14 protein-coding genes are annotated in these 20453 nt (G+C 72.9%); 8 read left to right on the top strand and 6 right to left on the bottom strand.

Annotation, left to right across the window (positions count from 1 at the left end; translation table 11 throughout):
* The first annotated feature begins 165 nt into the window (after positions 1 to 165).
* The 5 genes from ACYVOO_RS27845 to ACYVOO_RS27825 all read left to right on the top strand — a co-directional run bounded on the left by ACYVOO_RS27845 (position 166) and on the right by ACYVOO_RS27825 (position 5334).
* Positions 166 to 1215: an LLM class flavin-dependent oxidoreductase gene (locus ACYVOO_RS27845; RefSeq protein WP_461018467.1), complete on the top strand. Its 1050-nt coding sequence runs from the start codon at positions 166 to 168 to the stop codon at positions 1213 to 1215.
* Between the two features lie 238 nt (positions 1216 to 1453).
* Entirely contained in the window at positions 1454 to 1879 is a 426-nt protein-coding gene (locus ACYVOO_RS27840) for an OsmC family protein (RefSeq protein ID WP_461018466.1), read from the top strand.
* 220 nt (positions 1880 to 2099) lie between these two features.
* On the top strand, positions 2100 to 2969 hold the full coding sequence (locus tag ACYVOO_RS27835) for an Fpg/Nei family DNA glycosylase (RefSeq protein ID WP_461018465.1): 870 nt from the start codon (positions 2100 to 2102) through the stop codon (positions 2967 to 2969).
* Between the two features lie 5 nt (positions 2970 to 2974).
* Positions 2975 to 4237: a saccharopine dehydrogenase family protein gene (locus ACYVOO_RS27830; RefSeq protein ID WP_461018464.1), complete on the top strand. Its 1263-nt coding sequence runs from the start codon at positions 2975 to 2977 to the stop codon at positions 4235 to 4237.
* Positions 4238 to 4392: 155 nt separating this feature from the next.
* Positions 4393 to 5334, top strand: coding sequence for a DUF3048 domain-containing protein (locus ACYVOO_RS27825; protein ID WP_461018463.1), 942 nt, complete (start codon positions 4393 to 4395; stop codon positions 5332 to 5334).
* A 76-nt stretch (positions 5335 to 5410) separates the two neighbouring features.
* Here ACYVOO_RS27825 and ACYVOO_RS27820 read toward each other — a convergent pair whose 3' ends face one another.
* Positions 5411 to 6379, bottom strand: coding sequence for an alpha/beta hydrolase family protein (locus ACYVOO_RS27820; protein WP_461018462.1), 969 nt, complete (start codon positions 6377 to 6379; stop codon positions 5411 to 5413).
* 122 nt (positions 6380 to 6501) lie between these two features.
* Here ACYVOO_RS27820 and ACYVOO_RS27815 point away from each other — a divergent pair, with 122 nt between their 5' ends.
* From ACYVOO_RS27815 to ACYVOO_RS27805, 3 genes are all read left to right on the top strand, one after another.
* Positions 6502 to 7092: a TetR/AcrR family transcriptional regulator gene (locus ACYVOO_RS27815; RefSeq protein WP_461018461.1), complete on the top strand. Its 591-nt coding sequence runs from the start codon at positions 6502 to 6504 to the stop codon at positions 7090 to 7092.
* Positions 7093 to 7338: 246 nt separating this feature from the next.
* Positions 7339 to 9438, top strand: coding sequence for a neutral/alkaline non-lysosomal ceramidase N-terminal domain-containing protein (locus tag ACYVOO_RS27810; RefSeq protein WP_461018460.1), 2100 nt, complete (start codon positions 7339 to 7341; stop codon positions 9436 to 9438).
* Positions 9439 to 9634: 196 nt separating this feature from the next.
* A complete protein-coding gene (locus ACYVOO_RS27805) occupies positions 9635 to 12424 on the top strand; it encodes a glycosyltransferase (RefSeq protein WP_461018459.1) in 2790 nt (929 codons plus the stop codon).
* Between the two features lie 97 nt (positions 12425 to 12521).
* Here ACYVOO_RS27805 and ACYVOO_RS27800 read toward each other — a convergent pair whose 3' ends face one another.
* The 5 genes from ACYVOO_RS27800 to ACYVOO_RS27780 form a co-directional block, all read right to left on the bottom strand.
* Positions 12522 to 14678 carry a glycosyltransferase family 39 protein gene (locus tag ACYVOO_RS27800; protein WP_461018458.1) on the bottom strand — a complete coding sequence of 719 codons (2157 nt, stop codon included), beginning with the start codon at positions 14676 to 14678 and terminating at the stop codon, positions 12522 to 12524.
* Between the two features lie 115 nt (positions 14679 to 14793).
* Positions 14794 to 16290 (bottom strand): amino acid permease, encoded by a 1497-nt coding sequence (locus tag ACYVOO_RS27795; RefSeq protein WP_461018457.1) that lies wholly within the window; start codon positions 16288 to 16290, stop codon positions 14794 to 14796.
* A gap of 610 nt (positions 16291 to 16900) precedes the next feature.
* A complete protein-coding gene (locus ACYVOO_RS27790; protein WP_461018456.1) occupies positions 16901 to 18538 on the bottom strand; it encodes a DUF6345 domain-containing protein in 1638 nt (545 codons plus the stop codon).
* Positions 18539 to 18997: 459 nt separating this feature from the next.
* Complete coding sequence (locus tag ACYVOO_RS27785; RefSeq protein ID WP_461018455.1) at positions 18998 to 19804, bottom strand: SGNH/GDSL hydrolase family protein; 807 nt, start codon at positions 19802 to 19804, stop codon at positions 18998 to 19000.
* A gap of 171 nt (positions 19805 to 19975) precedes the next feature.
* On the bottom strand, positions 19976 to 20434 hold the full coding sequence (locus ACYVOO_RS27780) for a YchJ family protein (protein ID WP_461018454.1): 459 nt from the start codon (positions 20432 to 20434) through the stop codon (positions 19976 to 19978).
* Positions 20435 to 20453 lie beyond the last annotated feature (19 nt).

Here is a 20453-nt window from a genome sequence, read left to right as displayed (position 1 = left end):
ACAACCCCCTGTACCGTGCGTGAACATATGTGAACGTTACGTGCACGCCGCACCCTCCCTTCACGGCGCGGGAGTTGGCAGAATCCGCCCACGGACCGGCGTCCGGCCCTGATCCACCCCGAGTTCCACCCCACACAGGCCCCTACAGGCAGGAAGGTGGCAACCGTGAGGTTCAGCTACGCCATGCTCCCCGACTATCCGCTCCAGGAGTCCCTGGCCTCCATCAGGCTCGCCGACGAACTCGGCTTCCACGCCTGCTACGCGGCCGACGAGACCTGGCACAAGGACATGTGGCTCCTGTTCGCCGCCGCGGCGGGACAGACCAGCTCCATACGCCTCGGCCCCAGCGTCACCCCCGTCACCCTGCGGGAGCCCAGCCTCGTCGCGCAGGCGCTCGCGACGCTGGACGAGCTGTCGGAAGGACGCGCCGAAGGCGTGCTCTCCAGCGGCAACTTCGGCCTGCTGGCGCAGTACGGCATCGACTGGGCACGCACCAAGCCCCTGTCGCGCACCAAGGAAGCGCTCGCCGTGATACGCACCCTGCTCGACGAGGGCACGATCACACGCGACGGCGAGTTCTACTCGTACAACGGCCTGTTCACCTTCGCGCGCCCCGTCCAGGAACGGCTGCCGCTGAAGCTCGGCGCGATGCGCGGGCCGAAGTCCTTCGAGGCCGCGGGCGAGCTGTCCGACGGCTGCCACCACGCGCTCAGCTACACGCGCGAGGCGTACGACTACGCGGTGCACCACATCCGCGCGGGCGCCGAGCGCGCGGGCAAGGACTGGCGGGCGCTCGACATCGGCGCGTGGGTCGTCTTCGCGACGGGCCCGGACGGGGCGCGGGCGAAGGAGGCGGCCCGCAGCATGGTCGGCATCTACGCCTCGTCCATGCCCGAGGAGCAGCTGGTGCGCAATGGCGTGGACCCGGGCGAGCTGAAGCCGGTCATCGAGGCGATCGGCGCGGGGGATCTGGCCCGTGGCATCGAGCTGACCAGCCCGGAGGTCGCCGAGCGGCTGTCCGTCGCGGGGACGCCCGAGGAGTGCGCGGAGAAGATCCGCGACGAGATCGCGCCGAGCGGCGTCAACCACATGATCTGCGCCCTCACCGACAGCGGCCTGGTGAAGGCGTTCACGGGCAGGGAACTGGACGGGGTCGCCGACGTGGACACCCAGTTGCGGCTGATCCACGACCGGATCATGCCCGCCTTCGCCTGAGCCGCCCGTCAGGTGAGCCGCGGCCCGGGGCCGGTCCCGGTCGGAACCGGTCGGACCCGGTCGGTCCCGGGCCGCGTCCGCACACCGTCCCGCACACCGTTCGGAGGACGGCGGGAAGATCTCACGCGGAGGGTGTGAGGGCCGCCCTACAGTGCAGTCGTACGGTGGGGAAACGGCGGCACACCAGCCGCACCCGTCACCCACCACCACCACACACGTCGAGAGAGGTTCACCCACCATGGCCACCACACGTACCGCCCACACCGTCTGGACCGGCGCGCTGAAGGACGGGCACGGCACCGTCTCCTTCGACTCCTCGGGCATCGGCGACTACGCCGTCTCCTGGCCAGCGCGCGCGGAGGAGGCCAACGGCAAGACCAGCCCCGAGGAGCTGATCGCCGCCGCGCATTCGAGCTGCTTCTCCATGGCGCTGTCGAACGGGCTCGGCTCCTCGGGCCACACGCCCACCCGCCTGACCACCAAGGCCGACGTCACCCTCCAGCCCGGCACCGGTATCACCGGCATCCACATCACCGTGGAGGGCGAGGTCCCCGGCCTCGACCAGGCGGGCTTCACGGCGGCGGCCGAGGACGCGAAGGCGAACTGCCCGGTCAGCCAGGCGCTGACGGGCACCACCATCACGCTGGACGCGAAGCTGGCCTGACCCGCCACCCGGAGCCCGGTGCCCCGCGCCGGGCACCCCCGGTGCGCCGGACCCGCGCAGCCCGCTCGACACGCGGCCACGTCCGGCGCACCGGACACGCCCGGCAGACGTACGGCGGACACGCCCGGCGCATCTCCGCACCCCGTACATGCGCACACGCGCAGGGTCCCGCACCCTGGAAGGTGCGAGGGCAAGCTGCGGGAACGGGGAAGGAGAGACCGTGCCGGAACTACCGGAGGTCGAGGCACTGCGAGGCTTCCTGGACGAACGCCTCACCGGGCACACCGTCGCACGTGTGCTGCCCGTGGCGGTGAGCGTGCTCAAGACCTACGATCCGCCGCTGGACGCACTGCACGGCCAGACCTTCACCGGCGCCGCCCGGCACGGCAAGTTCCTGGACCTGGCCACCGACGGCGGCCTCCATCTCGTCGTCCACCTCGCCAGGGCGGGGTGGCTGCGCTGGCAGGACAGCCTTCCCGACGCGCCGCCCCGCGCGGGCAAGGGGCCGCTGGCACTGCGGCTGTACCTCGCGGGCCCCGAGGGCGACGGCTTCGACCTGACGGAGGCGGGCACGCAGAAGCGGCTCGCCGTGTACGTCGTGCGGGACCCCTCCGAGGTCCCCGGCATCGCCCGCCTCGGCCCCGACCCCCTCGCCGAGGACTTCACACCCGAGGTCCTGGCTGGCCTGCTGCGCGGCCAACGGCACCGGATCAAGGGGCTGCTCAGGGACCAGGGCGTCATCGCGGGTATCGGCAACGCGTACTCGGACGAGATCCTGCACGTGGCCAGGATGTCCCCGTACAAGCTCGCCTCCGAACTGGACGAGAAGCGGATCGCCGCGCTCCACGCGGCCATCGGCAGCACGCTGCGCGAGGCCGTCGAGCGCTCGCGCGGGGTGGCGGCGGGGAAGCTCAAGTCCGAGAAGAAGAGCGGGCTGCGGGTGCACGGCCGCACGGGCGAGCCCTGTCCCGTCTGCGGCGACACCATCCGCGAGGTGTCCTTCGCCGACTCCTCGCTCCAGTACTGCCCCACCTGCCAGACCGGGGGCAAGCCCCTCGCCGACCGGCGGATGTCACGTCTGCTCAAATAGCCCGCATGGCTGACACCCCCAGGAACGCCAAGAACCCCGAGAGCACCCGGAACACCGGGGACACCGACGTCTCCCGGACCCGGAAGGGCGACCGTCCGTACGACATCGTGCTGTTCGGCGCGACAGGGTTCGCGGGCGAGCTGACCGCCCGCTATCTCGCCGAGCACGCGCCCGACGACTGCCGCTGGGCGCTGGCGGGCCGCAACACGGAGAAGCTGAAGCAGCTCCGCGAGCGCCTGGCGCACCTCCGTCCCGGGCTCGGAAAGCTGCCGCTGCTGACCGCCGACGCCACGGACCCCGCCTCGCTGCGCGCCATCGCGGCCGAGGCCAGGGTGGTGGCCACGACCGTCGGCCCGTACATCCGCTACGGCACACCGCTCGTCGCCGCCTGCGCCGAGGAGGGCACCGACTATCTGGACCTCTCCGGCGAGCCGGAGTTCGCCGACCTGATGTATCTGCGCCACCACGACCGCGCCCGCGAGACCGGGGCCCGGCTCGTGCACGCCTGCGGCTTCGACTCGGTGCCACACGACCTGGGCGCGCGCTTCACCGTCGAGCAGCTGCCCGAGGGTGTGCCGCTGCGGGTGGACGGCTATGTGCGGACCAACGCCAGGTTCTCCGAGGGCACCTTCGCGAGCACGCTGACCGCGTTCTCGCGCTTCGACCGCATGACGCGTACGGCCCGCGAGCGCCGCCGCGCCGAGCCGCGCCCCGAGGGCCGCGCGGTGCACACCCCGCTGGACCGCGACCGCCGCGTGCCGGAGGTGGACGCCTGGGCGGTGCCGCTGCCGACCATCGACCCGCAGATCATCGGCCGTTCGGCCGCGGCGCTGGAGCGCTACGGCCCTGACTTCCGCTATCGCCACTACGCCGCCGTGAAGCGCTTCCCTGTCGTCGCGGGCGGACTGGCGGCGGTCGGCGTCGCCTTCGCGCTCGCACAGCATCCGACGACGCGCCGCCTGCTCTCCTCACGCCTCGCGCCGGGCGAGGGGCCCGACGAGGCGCGGCGCGCGCGGAGCTGGTTCAGGGTGCGGTTCGTCGGCGAGGGCGGTGGCCGTCGGGTGGTGACCGAGGTCTCCGGCGGCGACCCCGGCTACGACGAGACCGCGAAGATCCTGGCCGAGGCCACGCTGTGCCTCGCCCACGACGACCTCCCCGCGACCTCGGGCCAGGTCACCCCGGCAGCGGCCATGGGCGGACCGCTCACGGAGCGGCTGACGCGCGCGGGGCTGGGCTTCCGGGTGCTGCGGGAGGGGGCGACGGGCTGACACACCGCCCCCTTCCGGCCCACGTCCGGCCCGCATCCACCCCGTCTCCGACCCCCTCCGCCTCACCCGCTGAGGCGGAGGTCGGCGCGGACAGACGGAAAACTGGCGGGAAAGGGGTAGGGGGAAGGGAACCGGCGAGTGAGAGGCGGTACCCCATGGCGTGGAGCGGGTCGCGGCGGGCCGTGCTGGCGGCGGCGGGCATGTCGCTGCTGGCGGCGGGCTGTCAGCCGAACGACGACGAGGACGGGAGGTCACCCTTCACCGGCGAGCAGGGCGCGGGCGACAAGGTGCTGGCGGTGAAGATCGACAACGTCCCTGCGGCCAGGCCGCACACCGGGCTCGACGACGCCGACATCGTCTACACCGAACAGGTCGAGGCGGGCCTGAGCCGTCTCCTCGCCGTGTTCGCCTCCCGTCTCCCCGCCACCGTCGGCCCGGTGCGCAGCGCCCGGGAGTCCGACCTGGAGCTGCTGCGCCAGTTCGGCCATCCGGCCCTCGCCTACTCCGGCGCGCAGTCGAAGCTGCTGCCCGCGCTGGAGGCCGCTCCGCTGACTCCGCTGCCGCCGAGTGCCGTCGGCGACGCGTACGTACGCGGTCAGGACAGGGCCGCACCGCACAACCTCTATCTGAAACCGGCCAGGGCCCTGCGCAAGGGCGGCGACGCGTCGGCGCCCGACAGCATCGGCTTCCGCTTCGGCGCGGCGCCCGAGGGTGGCCGCGCCGCCGAGGAGCACACGGTGCGCTATCCCGGCGCGCGCTTCACCTACACCTGGTCGGCGGAGCGGCGCCGCTGGCTGGTGTCGATGGACGGCTCCCCCGCCCGGACGGACGGGGGCAAGCGGCTGAGCGCGGCGACGGTCGTCGTGCAGTACGTGACGATCCGCGACTCCCGGCTGAGCGACAGCGCGGGCAGCGTCACGCCGTACTCCGAGACGGTGGGCTCGGGGAAGGCGCTGGTGCTGCGGGACGGCAAGGAGTACGCGGGGCGCTGGGAGCGGTCGTCTGCGAGCGGCGGCACGTCGTTCACCGACGACGAGGGGAACGGGATCTCCTTCGCGCGCGGCCCGGTGTGGGTGGCACTCGCGCCCGAACCGTGAGCGCTCAGGGGACTTGTTCACGGGACCGCTGACGGGACCCCTCACGGGGTCTGAGCCCGTGCGGGATCTCGGCCCCTCACTTCGACTCGATACGGGCCATGGGCGCGGCGCTCTCCGACAGCGCGCGCCGCACCGCCGCCCAGCTCCCGTCCTCGACGCCGAGCGCGTGCCGCAGATAGGCCCAGGTGGCCCGCTGGACCAGGGCGACGCGCGCGGGGTTCTCGTCCGTCGTCTCGCGGGAGTCGTATCCGGTGATCCCGCCGAGCGAGTGCTCGGCGTCGAAGAGCGTGAGCAGGCTCTCGGCACCCGGGCTCAAGTGGTACGGGTCGGTGATCCACTCCGGCCCCCTGTCGGTGAACGGCAGGTCGTCCTTGTCCCCGGCGATCACGAGCGCCGGTGTGGTCATGTGCGTGAAGTCCGGGTTCATGAACGGGAAGTGCTCGGCCGCGAACGGCGTCAGATCCGCTCCGCCCTTCCCCGCCGTGGCGATCAGCACGCCCGCGGTGATCCGCGCGTCGGACAGGTCCTCCCCCTCTCCGCTCATCGGGTCGAGGACGCGCAGGCCCAGCAGGTTGCCCGCCGTCTGGCCGCCGAAGGAGTGTCCGGCGGCGGCGATACGGGCGCGGTCGAGGCGGCCGGCGAGTCCGGGTACGGCGGCCTCCAGCACGTCGAGCCGGTCGAGGATCCGCTTCATGTCCTCGACGCGGTACCGCCAGATCCGCGGTGTGCGGGGGTCGTCCTGGGGCAGGCCGACCGTCCTGGAGTCGAGGTGGGTGGGCTGGACGACCACGAAGCCGTGCGCGGCCCAGAAATCGGCAAGGGGGCCGTAGCCGTCCAGCGACGAGCCGAAGCCGTGCGAGAGGAGCACGACCGGCAGCCCGCTCCCGGTCACCGGCGCGGAGATCCGCACCCGCAGATCCTCACCCCGGCCCGGTGCCTCCAGCACCGCGGGCTTCACCGAGACGACGGGCGCGGGCGGGACGGTGGGGGCTGGTACGGGGGTGTGCGGCGTCGTGCCGGTCGCCGTCGTGTCTGACGCGGTCATGGAAGGGCCTTCCTTCTGTGTCACCATAAGAAAGCGGGACGGTGTCCCGGATCAAACATACGGGACAGTGTCCCGTTTAGCCAGGGCCACCTGGCCACGTCGGCGACGAAGGGAACGGTGCGATGAGCGGCAGCGAGCAGGGTGCGGCGCGTGCACGGCCCAAAAGGGCGGACGCGCGGCGCAACGAACAGGTGCTGCTCGACTCGGCCGCCGCGGTCTTCGTCGCGTCGGGCGTGGAGGCGCCGATCCGCGACATCGCGGCGAAGGCCGGTGTCGGTACGGCGACGATCTACCGCCACTTCCCCACCCGCGCCGACCTCATCGTGGCCGTCTACCGGCACCAGGTCGAGACGCTCGCCGAGGCCGGTCCGCGGCTGCTGGAGACCAGCGCGACGCCCTATGCCGCGCTGGGGCAGTGGATGGATCTCTTCGTCGACTTCGTGGTCACCAAACAGGGGCTCGCCACCGTGCTCCAGTCCGACGACCCCTGCTACGACCCCCTGCACTCCTTCTTCCTGGAACGGCTCGTGCCCGTGTGCGGAGAACTGCTCGACGCGGCGGCCGGCGCTGGCGAGATCCGCGCCGACATGGACCCCTACGAGCTGATGCGCGGCGTCGGCGGCCTGTGCGCGGGCGCCGGGAACAACCGGCGCTACGACACCCGGCGCCTGGTCGGCGTCCTCGTCGCGGGACTGGGCCGAACGCGGGACTGAGGGCCGGGGCGGCCGGCGCGTGCGCCGTCAACCGGTCGGACACGTCGACGGAAAAGCGCTGCTGACTCATTGTCAGCCGGGGTCATGGCTGACATCCTCTCTTCGCCTTTACCGGGAAGTAGCCGAGGAGCGCCCGTGCGAGAAGCCACCCCCCAGCAGCCGGAGCCGGAGCCGAGAACGGGAACGCGGACAGGGACGGGAAAGCGGACAGGGACAGGGAGGCCAGGGGCGCCGCCGCGCCGGAGCGTGCTGTGGGCCGGAGCGGGGGCTGCGGCGGGCGGTCTCGGACTCGCCGGTGCCCACGCGGCGCCCGCGCACGCCGAAGCGCGCCACGCCACCACCCCCGCGGACGCGGCCACGGCGGCCGGCGAGACCACCCCGTACCTCGTCGGACGGGGTGTCGCCGACGCGACGGGTGAGGTCGCCGAGGTCGGCATGATGGGCTACGGCCGCGTCGACCAGCAGGCCGAGGGGCTGCACACCCGCCTGCGCGCCCGCGCCTTCGTCGTCGCGGAGGCCGCTGAACCGGATTCCCGCGTCGCCCTCGTGGTCGTCGACTCGCCCATGATCTTCGAGAGCGTGCACCAGGCCGTGCTGCGGCGGCTGGCCGAGCGCTACGGCGATCTCTACACCCTCGCCAACGTGATGCTGACGGCCACGCACACCCACGCGGGCCCCGGCGGCTACTCCCACCACCTCCTCTACAACCTCACCACCCTGGGCTTCCACAAGAAGACCTTCGACGCGGTCACGGACGGCATCGTCGAGGCCGTCGTGCGCGCGCACGAGGACCTCGCGCCCTCCCGGCTGACGCTGACACACGGCGAGCTGAAGGACTCCAGCGTCAACCGGTCCCGCGAGGCGTTCGAGCGCAACCCCGCCGAGGTGAAGCGGCACTTCCCGGACGCCATCGACCCGCAGACCACGCTGCTGCGCGTCGAGCGCGAGGGGCGCGCCGTGGGCGCCGTCAACTGGTTCGCCACGCACGGCACCAGCATGTCCGGGGACAACAGGCTGATCAGCTCCGACAACAAGGGCTACGCGGCCCTGCACTGGGAGCGCGAGGTCGAGCACGGCGACTATCTCGAGGACTACACCGGCGACGGCACGCCCGGCTTCGTCGCCGCCTTCGCGCAGACCAACGCGGGCGACATGTCCCCGAACCTCTCCCTGACTCCCCCGACCACCCCCGAGGACTTCGCGCACACCAGGGCCAGCGGGCTGCGCCAGTACGGCGCGGCGGCGCAGCAGCTCGACCAGCGCGGTACCGAGGTCGAGGGCGGGGTGGACGCACGGCTCGTCTATATCGACCTGTCCGACGTCACCGTCGAGCCGGAGTTCACCGGGGACGGCAAGACACACAAGACGGCGAAGCCCGCCATCGGCGCGTCCATGGCGGCGGGCAGCCTGGAGGACGGCCCGGCCTTCCCCGGGTTCACGGAGGGCGAGAACCCGCTCTGGGACACCATCTCCGACTCGATCGTGTACAACGCCTCGCCAGAACTGCGCGAGGCCCAGGCACCGAAGGGCATCTTCGTGCCCATCGGCGAGCTGAACCACATCTACCCGTGGGTGCAGGAGCAGGTCCCGGTGCAGTTGCTGCGCGTCGGGCGGCTCCATCTGATCGGCGTGCCGGGCGAGGTGACCATCGCGGCGGGGCTGCGGCTGCGGCGCACCGTCGCGGAGATCGTGGGGGCCGAGCTGCGGGACGTGCTCGTCGCCGGTTACGCCAACGCGTACTTCCACTACCTGACCACGCCCGAGGAGTACGACGCGCAGCAGTACGAGGGCGGCAGCACCCTCTTCGGGCGGTGGCAGTTGCCCGCGCTCCAGCAGACGGCCGCCCGGCTGGCGCGGGCCGTGCGGGACGGGGAGGAGCTGCCCGCCGGGCCCGTCGCGCCCGACATCGCGGACAAGGCGCTGGCCCTGCAACCGCCCGTCGTGCTCGACGCGCCGCCCCTGGGCCGGAAGTTCGGCGACGTCCTCACCGAGCCCCGCACCGCCTACCGCCCCGGCGAGCGGGTCACCGCCGTCTTCGCCGGCGCCCACCCGGGAAACGACACGCACCGGGGCGGCACCTATCTGCGCGTGGAGCGCCAGGACGGCGGGAGCGGCGGGGGCGGCGGGGACGGCACCTGGCGGACGGTCGCCGACGACGGGGACTGGGCGACCACCTTCCGCTGGGCCCGCGAGGGCGTCGCCGCCTCGAAGGTGACCGTGTCCTGGGACATCCCCGAGGGCACGGAGCCGGGGACGTACCGGATCAGCTACCACGGCGACGCCAAGCCCCTGGTGGGCACGGTCCGCGCCATCTCCGGGACGACGAGGGCGTTCACGGTGGGGTGACGGGCCTTGGGCGCGGCGAGCGGCTTCAGCGCGCCGCCGGTTCGCGGACCGTACGACCGGGCCGTCACAGACCGGTCTTTCCGCCCAGAAGGTGAATTTCCCGGGGCCGCGGGGCCGAACGGGGGCACACAGGCGGCGTCCACACGGATTCCCCTGCTAAGTCTTCGGCGAGCCGACAGAACCAGGGAGTTCCCGTATGACGCTCTCCGAGTCCCGGCCGCGGCTGGCCGTCATCGTGGCCGACGGCTTCGCCGAAGGGTCCCGGGCCCACAAGACCGCGCTCAGCGCCGCCGCCGGCGGCTGGGACGTCACCCTGTTCGCACGGGCGACGGATACGGGTACGGGTGGGGGCACGGGGGATGCGCCGACGCGCTCCGCGCTCGGGCCCGTCTCCCTGGTCCGGGTCCCCGTCGGGGACACGATGCGCGCCAGGGCCGAGGCGGCCCAGCAGCGCCGCCGCCTGCGCCGCAGGCTCACCCAGCCGGGGCTGCGCACGGCCGTGGAACTGGCGCGCCGCCGCGCGGTGCACGCGGCGTGGGTACGGGAGAACACCGCACGGGTGGGCTGGACGTACGCGGCGCAGGACGCCGAAGAGCCCGCGCGCGGCCTCGCGGACGGGAAGATGCTGCGCGTGGCGGCAGCGGCGGTGAGGTGTCTGCACACGTCGCGCGTACGGGTACGGGACGGCGCCCACCGGATGCGGATGCGCGCCTACCACTGGGAGGAGCGGCACGCTCCGGGACGGGCACGCCCCAGCGGCCACTGGCGCGAGGACTGCCCGGAACTCCTGGACCTGGACCTCGCGTTCGGCCCCGCCATCGAGGAGACCGAGCCCGACCTCATCCACGCCGCCGGGGCGCCCGTGCTCGCCACCGCCGCGCTGAGCGCGGCACGGCTGAGGGCACGCGGGCGCCGTTGCGCCTGGGTGTACGACGCCCACGACTACGCGCGGGGCGCCGCGTGGACGGACGCGCACCGCTGGAGCGCGGGCAGGTCGGCCGAGCGCGAGTTCATTCGTCGCGCGCACGGGGTGATCGCGCCCTCGCCCGAGATCGCGGAGACCCTGCACACGGATCACGGGCTCGGGCTGGAGCCGCTGGTGGTACGGGACATGCCGCGCGTCGAGGCGTCCACGGCCGGGTCCGTCGGACCCGACGGACCCGACGGACCCGATGTATCCGTTCGCGAGGTGTGCGGACTGCGGGCCGGGGTGCCCCTTCTCGTCCACGCGGGCGACGCCGGCCCTGGGAACGGGCTCGACACGGTCGTCGGCGCGCTGCCCGGCCTCCCCGAGCACCACCTCGCGCTCGTGCACGACGGGAGCGGGGAGGCGGAGGACGCCGGGGGCGCGGGAGACGCCGGGTGGGAGGAACTGCTGGCCCTGGCCGGGTCCCTGGGCGTACGCGACCGGGTGCACACCGTGCCGCGTACCGGCGAGGACGGCACGCACCCGCACGACCCGCGCTTTCTCGCCTCCGCCGACCTCGGCCTGGTCTGCGCCCGGCGCACATCGCAGCGCGAGCTGACGCTGCCGGACGAGTGCGCCGCGTATCTGCGCGCGGGCCTCCCCCTGGTGGTCGGCGAGGTGCGCACGGCACGGGAGCACGTGGCGGCGCACGGGGCGGGCGTCGTCTTCGACCCCGAGGAGACCGGCTCCCTGGCCGAAGCCGTACGCGAGGCGACGGCTTCGCTGGGTGTGCTGATGCGGCGGATCACGGAGCCGGTGCGCGAGGAGCTTTCCTGGGGGCACCAGGCGGCCGGTCTGCTGGACCTCTACCGCGAGATCACAGGACACGAACCCGTACCGACGCCCGTCTCCGAGCCCGTACCGGAGCCCGAAACGGCGGACCGGAAGCCCGAAACGGCGACCTTGGACGCCGCTGCCGCGGCCACGTCCGAGGCCGTTCCCTCCCCCGCAGCGCCGCGCGGCTGGGCCAAGCTCAGCAGCACGCCGGTACGCCTCGGACTCGGCCCCGCCAACTACGCTGGCCAGCTCGCCTCGTTCGCCAGGGCGGTGTGCGACGCGCGGCCCGACGTGTCCGCCGAGGTGTTCACGGCCACGTCGTCCGACTCCTTCGGCTACCCCTCCGACGTACTGCTCGACAACCGCCGTCTGAACCGGCTCGACGTCCAGCTCGACCAGGTCCGGCGGGTGCTCGGCGGCTACACCCATCTGCTCGCCGACGCCTTCCGCCCCGTACTCGGCACGCTCAACGGCAACCACATCGCCGGGGACCTGCCCGCGCTGCGCCGCGCCGGGATCAAGGTCGCGCTCCTCGCGCACGGCAGCGAGGTGCGGCATCCGCTGCGGCACATGGAGCAGCATCCGCACTCGCTCTTCCACGACGCGCCCGAGGGGCTGACGGAGGCGCTCGTCAAGAAGGCCGAGCGCAACCGCGACGTGGCCGAGCAGAGCGGCCTCCCCCTCTTCGCGACCACCCCGGACCTGCTGGACGACCTTCCCCCGTGGGCCGTGTGGGCGCCGCTCGTCATCGACGTGAACGCCTGGGCGTGCGACCGCCCGGTGCTGCGGCGCAGGCGTCCCGTCGTCCTGCACGCGCCCTCCAAGCGCTGGACGAAGGGCACCGAGCGCGTGCTCCCTGTGCTCCAGGACCTGCACGAGCGCGGTGCGATCGACTTCCGGCTGGCGGAGGGCGTGCCCTGGCCGAGGATGCGGGACATGGTGCGGGATGCGGACATCGTCGTGGACCAGTTCGCCGTCGGCAGCTACGGGACGTTCGGCTGCGAGGGGATGGCCGCGGGCAAGCCGGTGGTGGCGTTCCTGAGCGAGGCGGTCGCCAAGGCCGTCGGCAGCGAGGTGCCCGTCGTCAACACGACGGCCGAGGAGCTGCGTCCGGCCCTGGAGTCCCTGCTCGACGACCGCGAGGAGGCCGCCAGGCTGGGCACCGCCGCCGCCGACTTCGCCCGCGCACACCACGACGGCCGCCGCACGGCGCAGGTCCTGAACCGCTTCCTGTCCTCCTGAGCGGTACGGGCCCGCGCCGTGCGGCGGCGCGTCGGTGCGTCGGTGCGTCGGTGCGTCGGTGCGTCGGTGCGTCGGTGCGTCGGTGCGTCGGGCGGGGTCAGTTCACGTCGGAGGCGTCCAGCCGGTAGAGGGAGCCGCTCGACGAGGAACCGGACTTCTCCGAGCTGGAACCGGAACCGGAGTCGCTGGAGCCGCTGTACGCGTCGGAGGACACCTTCGAGCCGTGCTTCTCGACCCAGTCGCTCACCTCGGTGTCGGTGCCGCCGCCGGGGCCGCCTCCGCTGCTGCCCAGCATGATGTAGTGCAGCTTGCCCGCCTTCACCAGCTCCTTCAGCTTGGTGAGCGTCATGGCCTTGTCGCTGCCGGTCCAGCCGCCCATGGAGAGGGCGGGCCGGCCGCTCGACAGGATGATGGACGAGGCCGACTGGTCGTTGGACACGGCCACCAGCCAGGTGGCGCCGTCCTGGTGCTTCTTGAGGTACGAGAGCATCGCGGAGCTGACGTCACCACCGGGACCGCCCATTCCGCCGCCGCTCTTACTCCCCTTGCTCCCCTCGCGGCCCGAAGGGGGCTGGCCCACGCCCCCGCTCTGCTGCCCCTTACCCGGCGCACCCCCGGAGGGCGCACCGCCCGAGCCGCCGCCAGGACCACCGCTCAGGCCCGCCTTGCCACCGGGACCGCCCATGCCGCCGCCGGGACCGCCCGTGCCGCCGCCCGTGCTGGGCCCGGCCGTCGGGTTGGTGCCGTTCATGCCGCCGCCCGAGGACGCTGTGGTGGAGACCGCGTACGCGGTCGGCCCCGCCAGCATCGCCACCAGTGAGGCGAGCACGGCGACCGTCATCAGCCTGCGCCGCCGCACCCCCCTGCCGCCGCCGCGCCCGAAGCGCGAGACCAGCAGCACAGCCACCGCGACCGCCCCGGCGACGCCGATGGCGGGCATCAGCCACGCGTTCCAGCCGTCCGTACGGGCCAGCAGCACGATCGCCCACGCCGCCGTCCCCGCGACAGCGGCGGGCAGCACCCACGCCCACCGCGTGCCCCGGTGCCGGAAGGCGCGGTACAGCGCCACCCCGCCCGCTCCGCACAGCGCCGCGATGCCGGGGGCCATGGCCGTCACGTAGTACGGGTGGAAGGTGCCCTCGGAGAGGCTGAAGACGAGGTAGTGCAGGACGAACCAGCCGCCCCACAGGAGCAGCGACGCACGCTGGACGTCGGTGCGCGCGCTTCGCCCGCGCAGGATCAGCGCGGCCACCAGGGCGACGGCGGCGAAGGGGATCAGCCAGGAGATCTGGCCGCCCACGATCTCGTTGAAGAGCCGTCCGATCCCGGCCTGTCCGCCGAAACCGCCGCCCTGACCACCGCCTCCGCCACCGCCTCCGCCACCGCCGCCCTGGCCGCCGCTCTCGCCGAAGACGCGGCCGAGGCCGTTGTAGCCGATGACCAGGTCCCAGACCGTGTTGTCCGTGCTGCCGCCGATGTACGGGCGGCTGTCGGCCGGGACCCGGTCGACGACGAACATCCACCAGCCGCTGGAGACCACGAGCGCGACCGCCGCGACCGCCAAGTTGCGCACCCGCCTGCCCAGGGAGACGCGGGCCGCCACCACGTAGGCGAGGAAGAAGGCGGGCAGCACGATGTACGCCTGGAGCATCTTGGTGTTGAAGGCGAAGCCGATGGCCACCGCGGCCCACACCAGCGGCAGCAGCGTGCCGCGCCGGATCGCCCGCAGCGTGCCCGCGGCGCCGATGAGCATGAGCAGCACCAGGACCGGGTCCGGGTTGTTGTCGCGGGTGATCGCCACCGTCATGGGCGTCAGGGCCAGGACGAGCGCGGCGACGGTCGCCGCGACATGTCCGAAGCCGCTGCGCACCATGCGGTACAGCAGGGCCACCGACGCCACTCCGGCCGCCGCCATGGGCAGCATCATCTGCCAGGTGCCGAAGCCGAGGACGCGGCACGAGAGCCCCATCACCCACAGCGCGAACGGTGGCTTGTCCACCGTGATGAAGCTGCCCGCGTCGAGGGCTCCGAAGAAGAACGCCTTCCAGCTCTGGGTGCCGCTGTAGACGGCGGCGGTGTAGAAGGAGTTCGCCTGTCCGACCGAGGACAGGTTCCACAGGTAGAGGACCGCGGCGAGGGCGAGGACCGCCCACAGCGCGGGCCGGGCCCACCGTGGATCGTTGGGATGCCCCAGGAGGAGCCTTCTCGTGCGCCCCGGAGTGGCGGGCGGTGAGGACTGTGTCGCGTGTGCCATGCCAGGAAGACTCGCGTTCTTCCCTGTCAGGGCGCTGTGCCGGAGCTTTCCCCCGCATGAGAGACAGCGGATTCACAGCTCGCGCACAGTCCCGGCCCCCGGACCCCGGCCCCGATCACTTCTCCGTCGTCGCCGCCAGCCTGGACCTGCGCACCCCGTACCCGAAGTACAGCGCGAGCCCTGCGGCCATCCACACGCCGAAGACCACCCACGTCGCCTCGTCGAGGCTGCCCATCATCCACAGGCACAGCCCGAGCCCCAGCAGCGGGGTGAGCGGGGCCAGCGGGGCACGGAAGGCGCGGGGCATCGACGGGCGGGTACGGCGCAGCACCAGCACGGCGATGTTGACGAGCGCGAAGGCGAAGAGGGTGCCGATGCTGGTGGCGTCGGCCAGCCGCCCGAGCGGCACGGCGGCGGCGAGCGCGCCGCAGAAGAGCGAGACGACGACGGTGTTGGCGCGCGGCGCGCCCGTGCGCGGATGGACCCTGGACAGGAAGGCGGGCACGAGCCCGTCGCGCGACATCGCGAAGAGGACGCGGGTCTGCCCGTAGAGCACGGTGAGCACGACGCTGGCGATGGCCACGACGGCTCCGGCCGCGAGCAGCACCGCCCAGAACTCGTGCCCGGTGACGGAGGTGAGGATTCCGGCGAGCGCGGCCTCCGAGCCCTCGAAGTCCCGCCACGGGTGCGCGCCGACGGCGACGGCGGCGACGAGGACGTAGAGCGCGGTCACGATGACGAGGGAGAGGATGATCGCGCGGGGCAGGTCACGCTGCGGGTTCGTGGCCTCCTCGCCCGCCGTCGAGGCGGCGTCGAAGCCGATGTACGAGAAGAAGAGGGTGGCACCGGCCGCGCTGACCCCGGCCATGCCGAGCGGCATGAAGGGCGTGTAGTTGCCTGCGCGTACGCCCGCGAAGGCCACCGCGCAGAACAGCAGCAGCGCGAGGATCTTCACGACGACCATGACGGTGTTGGCACGGGCGCTCTCGCGGGCACCGCCGAGGAGAAAGGCCATCGCGAGGAGGACGACGAGCAGCGCGGGCAGGTTGAAGACGCCGCCGTCGCCCGGGGGCGCGGCGAGCGCGGTGGGGATGGTGACGCCGAGGGTGCCGCGCAGGAGTTCGTTGAGGTAGTCGCCCCAGCCGACGGCCACGGCGGCGACGGAGACCCCGTACTCCAGGATCAGACACCAGCCGCAGATCCAGGCGACGAGTTCGCCGAGGGTGGCGTAGGCGTACGAGTAGGAGGAGCCGGAGACCGGGATGGTGCCCGCCAGCTCGGCGTAGGAGAGCGCGGAGAAGAGCGCGGTGAGCCCCGCGATGACGAAGGAGAGCGTGACGGCGGGGCCCGCGTCGGGCACGGCCTCGCCCAGGACGACGAAGATGCCGGTGCCCAGCGTCGCGCCGATGCTGATCATCGTGAGCTGCCACATGCCGAGGGAGCGGCGCAGGGTGCCGCCCTCGCCCTTGCCGCCGTCGGCGATCAGCACCTCGACGGGCTTGCGCCGCATGACCCGCGCGAGGGGCCCGGGGCGGGCGGGGCCCGGCGCGCCGCCGGACCCCTCGCCTCCGGTGTCGTCTCGGGCGGGCGGCGTGGCGCTGTGGTCCAACACGCGGGGGCTCCTTCATCGCTGCCGGTCGGGCGGCGCGGACCGCCTCACGCCACACGGCGCGCAGCGCACGGCGGCCCGCGCGCCTCGGCGGACGAAGCGCGCTGGGGAACCGCCGAGCCGACGGTCCCCGCCACTCCACGTACAGCGCACGACCCTATGAGCTGGGACTCCGCGCGGGTAACGCACCACCCTTGCGCATCGCCGGATGATCATTGCGCCGACGGGCGCGGGACCGTGGATTCGTTGCGGAGCGCCGCCGGGGCGGACCCGGGCGCCGCTCCGGAGCAAGGGGCCCGAGACGGCGCCGGGTACCGGACACCAGGCGCCCGCGCGCCCCCGGACGCCCCCGCACCCGACACCGGAACGACTCCAGGGCGGGACCCGAGCAAGGGACCCGAGACGGCGCCGAGTACCGGACACCAGGGCCCGCGCACCCCCGGACGCCCCCGCACCCGACGCCAGGGCGGGCCGGTGGCCGGTCCGGGACGGGCCGCCCCTGCCGCCCCGGCGCCGCGGCACGCCCGCGCAGGAGAGGAGGCCGCACGCCCAGCCCGTGCGGCCTCCGGTTCCGCGGCCGGGCCGGCGTCCGGCGCCGGGCCCGGGGCGCCCGCTACCGGGCCAGCGGAGCCACGACCCAGTGGCGGGATACGTAGCCGTTGTCGTCGGTGAACTCGACGAGCTTGCGGGCCGCGAGATACGCCTCGTTGCCCTCGATCTCGTAGCCGACCTCCTTGCTGCCGGGCACCTCGACCGGCTCGCCGCGCCCGATGCCGCCGTCCGCCGGGGTGCGGATGTCCAGTTCGGCGATCAGTCGCGCCTGGGCCGCGTCGAGCGCCTCCTCGGGCGGGGTGAGGGGCGGCGTCGAGCCGCTGGGGAGCTTCGCGCCCTGGGGCGACGGCTCGGTAGCCGCCGTCTTCAGCCGCCCGCTGGTGCGGACCGCCTCGCGGGTGGAGAGCTGCGCGGAGACGATCGTGCCGTCGTTGTCGACGGAGACCCGTATCTCGCCGCGGCCTGGCGTGACGACGGGGATGCCGTCGAACGTCTGCCGGAACGTCACCAGCGTCTCCAGGCGCTGCGGCTTCTCGATCTTGCCGTCCTTGCTGCCGCAGCACTGCATCAGGTGGTGGACGCCGTCGAGGACGAGGTCGCTGTCCTGTCCCGCTCCCTGTCCCAGTCCCTGCTCGTGCTGCCGCCGCGCGAAGTCACGGGCGATGTCGATGGCGCGCTCCTCGTCGATGGCCTCGCGGTTCGCGAGGTTCGCGTCGGCGAGCTTGAGCCAGCGGTTGCCCTGCGGGCCCGTGGCGATCTGCCGTTCGCCCTCGGTGGCGCTCGCGACGCCGAGCCGGTCGATCTCCACCTCGGCGAGCGACCGCTGCCCGAAGTCGGCGCGCTGTCCGAGCGCCGCCAGTTCCTCGCTGGGGCTGCGCGGCGCCAGTTCGACGACCGAGGGCTGCGACGGCACGTCGAGCGTCGCCTCCCGCGCGCTGGTGCTCGCGTTGTACCAGCGCCACGCGTACCAGTCGTCGTGCACGTGGTCGGCGGAGAGCAGCCGTTCGGTGTTGAGCCTGTTGACGGCCTCGTCGCGGGTGGCGCCGCACGCGGTGACGGAGGGTGCCTGGCGCGTGTAGATGCGCCAGCTCGCGTCCAGCCATGCCTGCGCGAACGTCTTGTTCTTCCGCCACTCCTCCCAGAAGAACTTGCCGTAGTTGGCGTTGTCGATGCTGACGGTCTCGAAGCCGAAGAGCATCCGGAAGCCGAGGTTGGGGCCTCCCCAGGTGCGGACGGGGCTGTGTCCGTCGAGGACACGGCACGAGAGACAGGTCGACCAGAAGACGTAGTTGACCTTCTCGTTGCCCAGCTTCATCGTGTTCGAGCGTGCGTCGGTGCGGTTGTCCCACTTCGCGCCCATCGGTGCGACGAAGGTGCCGTCGCCGAGCATCGTGCCGTGGCCCGAGTGGTAGGCGGCCATGACGGCGTCCATGCCGTAGCGGTCCTGCCAGTTGTCGTACGTTTCCTCGTAGGCCCACACGGCGACGCCCGCGTCGGCGAACCAGAAGTTGCGGTCGCTGAACTGCAACAGGTAGGCGAGGAAGCCCGTCGCGTCCTCGTGCGTCAGGCGCAGCGAACTCGCACTCGCGAAGGTCTCGATGCTGAACGCGCCCCACTTCCCCGCGGTGGAGTCCCGCTCCCCCGCCGGCTTCTGCACGTCGAGCGGCGAAGGACCCCTGTCGGAGTAGATCATGCGCATGGTGTCTCCCCCTCCGGGACATGCCCCGGCCGGTCACCCGCCGGGCATCGGAAGTCCACCCGGTCACTTGCCGGGGCGGGGGCGCAGCATGTCACCGGGGCAAGGGGGTCACAAGGGTGTGTTCCGGCTGGTCGGAGCGGTATCTCAGGCATCGCGCGGGTACTGGCGAAGCGACCGTCACAGGGGGCGGAGGCGCCGGTTCCGCGAACGCCGGGGCGCGTCCGCGTGAAGGAGCCGAGACGGGGCGCGTCCGGCCCGTCGGACGCGTGGCCTCTGCCACGGGTCCACTTCGGCCGACGGGCAACTTCCGGCCGGATGGCCGGTTTCCGGAACGCCGGAGCCGCCGGGGACGACGGTCACGGCCGCTGTCCCCGACGGCCCGTTACGGCGGCACGGAACCCGAAGGCCGGGTGACCGGAGAAGGCGCCCGCAGGGATCCCGGGCGCCCCCGTACGGCCCCTAGACCAGACCCTCCATGACGGTGTAGTAGCCGCCGGACTGGCCCTCTTCCGTGGGGTGGTAGGACTGGCCGACGTCGGGGACGCTGACGCTGTGGAGCCACCAGTCCGACGAGCAGATCTCGTGCCCGGTGAAGGCCGGGCGCAGGTCGCCGTAGCTGAACCCGTGACTGGTGGCGCGGTCCTGGGTCACGGTGCTGAGGTCGTCGGCGGCGGAGTTGATGGCGGCCCGCGACGCCTCGCTCAGGCCCGCGTTGCACGACCCTTCGAGCTGGTAGAAGCGCGGGTAGCCCAGGACGACGACCTTCGCCGAGGGCGCCTTGGCCTTGATGGCGTCGTAGACACCGTCGAGGCGTGCGGGAAGGGTGTCGGTCACATACGCGCGGGCCTCGGCCACCCGCTCCAGGCAGGCGGCCTCACCGTTGAGCGCGCAGGTGGTCATGGTGTCGGCGAAGCCGACGTCGTTGCCGCCGATGCTGATGCTGACCACGCCCGTCGCGTCGCTCAGCGCATCGAGCTGGCCGGAGAGCACATCGTCGGTCGTGGCACCCGAGCAGGCGACGAAGTCGAAGGAGGAGGGCGCGTTCGCCGCGCTCCAGAGCTGGGGGTAGGCGTTGGCGCTGCGTTTGCAGTCGCCACTGTCGGGGTCGTAGTCGCCCGCGCCGACTCCGGAGGAGTAGGAGTCGCCGAGTGCGACGTAGGCGGGGGCCGCCTCCTGGGCACTGGCGGGTGCGGCGCCCGCGGTGAGGGTGAGTCCGAAGAACGCGGCTGCGGCTGCGGCCACAGCCGTCCATCTTTGCGGCTTCATGGCACCTCGTATGGGTGTTGTGGGGGGGGTAGTTGGAAGTCCAAATACCCATCGCGAGACGTGTTCATGTCACATCACGCAACACGCGTAGCCCCAACTCGCCCGCGCCACACGCAAGTCGGGCTCAGAAGGTGCCGGGGAGGGCGGGGTGCGGGGCGAACGGGCCGCGCGCTACTCGGCGAAGACCGCGTCCAGGTACACCCACGCGCCCTCGTGCCGTACGAAGCGGCTGCACTCGTGGAGGGACCCGGCCTCGCCACCGGCGGTGAAGCGGGCACGGAAGGTGACGGTGCCCTCGGTATGGAAGGCGCTGCCGCCCGTGGTCTCCAGGATCTCCAGGCCCGTCCACCGCATGGCGGGGTCCAGGCCGAGGTGTCCGGGGCGGGTGCTCGGGTGCCAGGTGCGCAGCAGATACGGCTCGTCGCGCACGGCGAACGCGGCGTACCGGGAGCGCATCAGCGCCTCGGCCGTCGGCGCCGCGGCCGGTCCCGCGTGCCACCGTCCGCAGCACTCCCCGTACGCGGCGGGCAGCCCGCAGGGGCACGGCGCCTCGGGGGCGAGGGCGGGGGCGGAGGCGGGGGCGGCTGTGCGGTCGGGACGCCGGGACCTGCGGGGGTTCTTCCTGGACATGGCCTCATGATGCGGCACC

It is taken from the genome of Streptomyces daliensis, from assembly GCF_054782395.1.
This window is presented reverse-complemented; position numbering and strand designations above follow the sequence as displayed.

Excerpts from the sequence above, each read along its gene's own strand:
- ACYVOO_RS27830 (WP_461018464.1), top strand. The coding sequence starts at position 2,975 with ATGGCTGACACCCCCAGGAACGCCAAGAACCCCGAGAGCACCCGGAAC.
- ACYVOO_RS27840 (WP_461018466.1), top strand. The coding sequence starts at position 1,454 with ATGGCCACCACACGTACCGCCCACACCGTCTGGACCGGCGCGCTGAAG.
- ACYVOO_RS27805 (WP_461018459.1), top strand. The coding sequence starts at position 9,635 with ATGACGCTCTCCGAGTCCCGGCCGCGGCTGGCCGTCATCGTGGCCGAC.
- ACYVOO_RS27790 (WP_461018456.1), bottom strand. The coding sequence starts at position 18,538 with ATGCGCATGATCTACTCCGACAGGGGTCCTTCGCCGCTCGACGTGCAG.
- ACYVOO_RS27785 (WP_461018455.1), bottom strand. The coding sequence starts at position 19,804 with ATGAAGCCGCAAAGATGGACGGCTGTGGCCGCAGCCGCAGCCGCGTTC.
- ACYVOO_RS27820 (WP_461018462.1), bottom strand. The coding sequence starts at position 6,379 with ATGACCGCGTCAGACACGACGGCGACCGGCACGACGCCGCACACCCCC.
- ACYVOO_RS27800 (WP_461018458.1), bottom strand. The coding sequence starts at position 14,678 with ATGGCACACGCGACACAGTCCTCACCGCCCGCCACTCCGGGGCGCACG.
- ACYVOO_RS27825 (WP_461018463.1), top strand. The coding sequence starts at position 4,393 with ATGGCGTGGAGCGGGTCGCGGCGGGCCGTGCTGGCGGCGGCGGGCATG.
- ACYVOO_RS27815 (WP_461018461.1), top strand. The coding sequence starts at position 6,502 with ATGAGCGGCAGCGAGCAGGGTGCGGCGCGTGCACGGCCCAAAAGGGCG.
- ACYVOO_RS27780 (WP_461018454.1), bottom strand. The coding sequence starts at position 20,434 with ATGTCCAGGAAGAACCCCCGCAGGTCCCGGCGTCCCGACCGCACAGCC.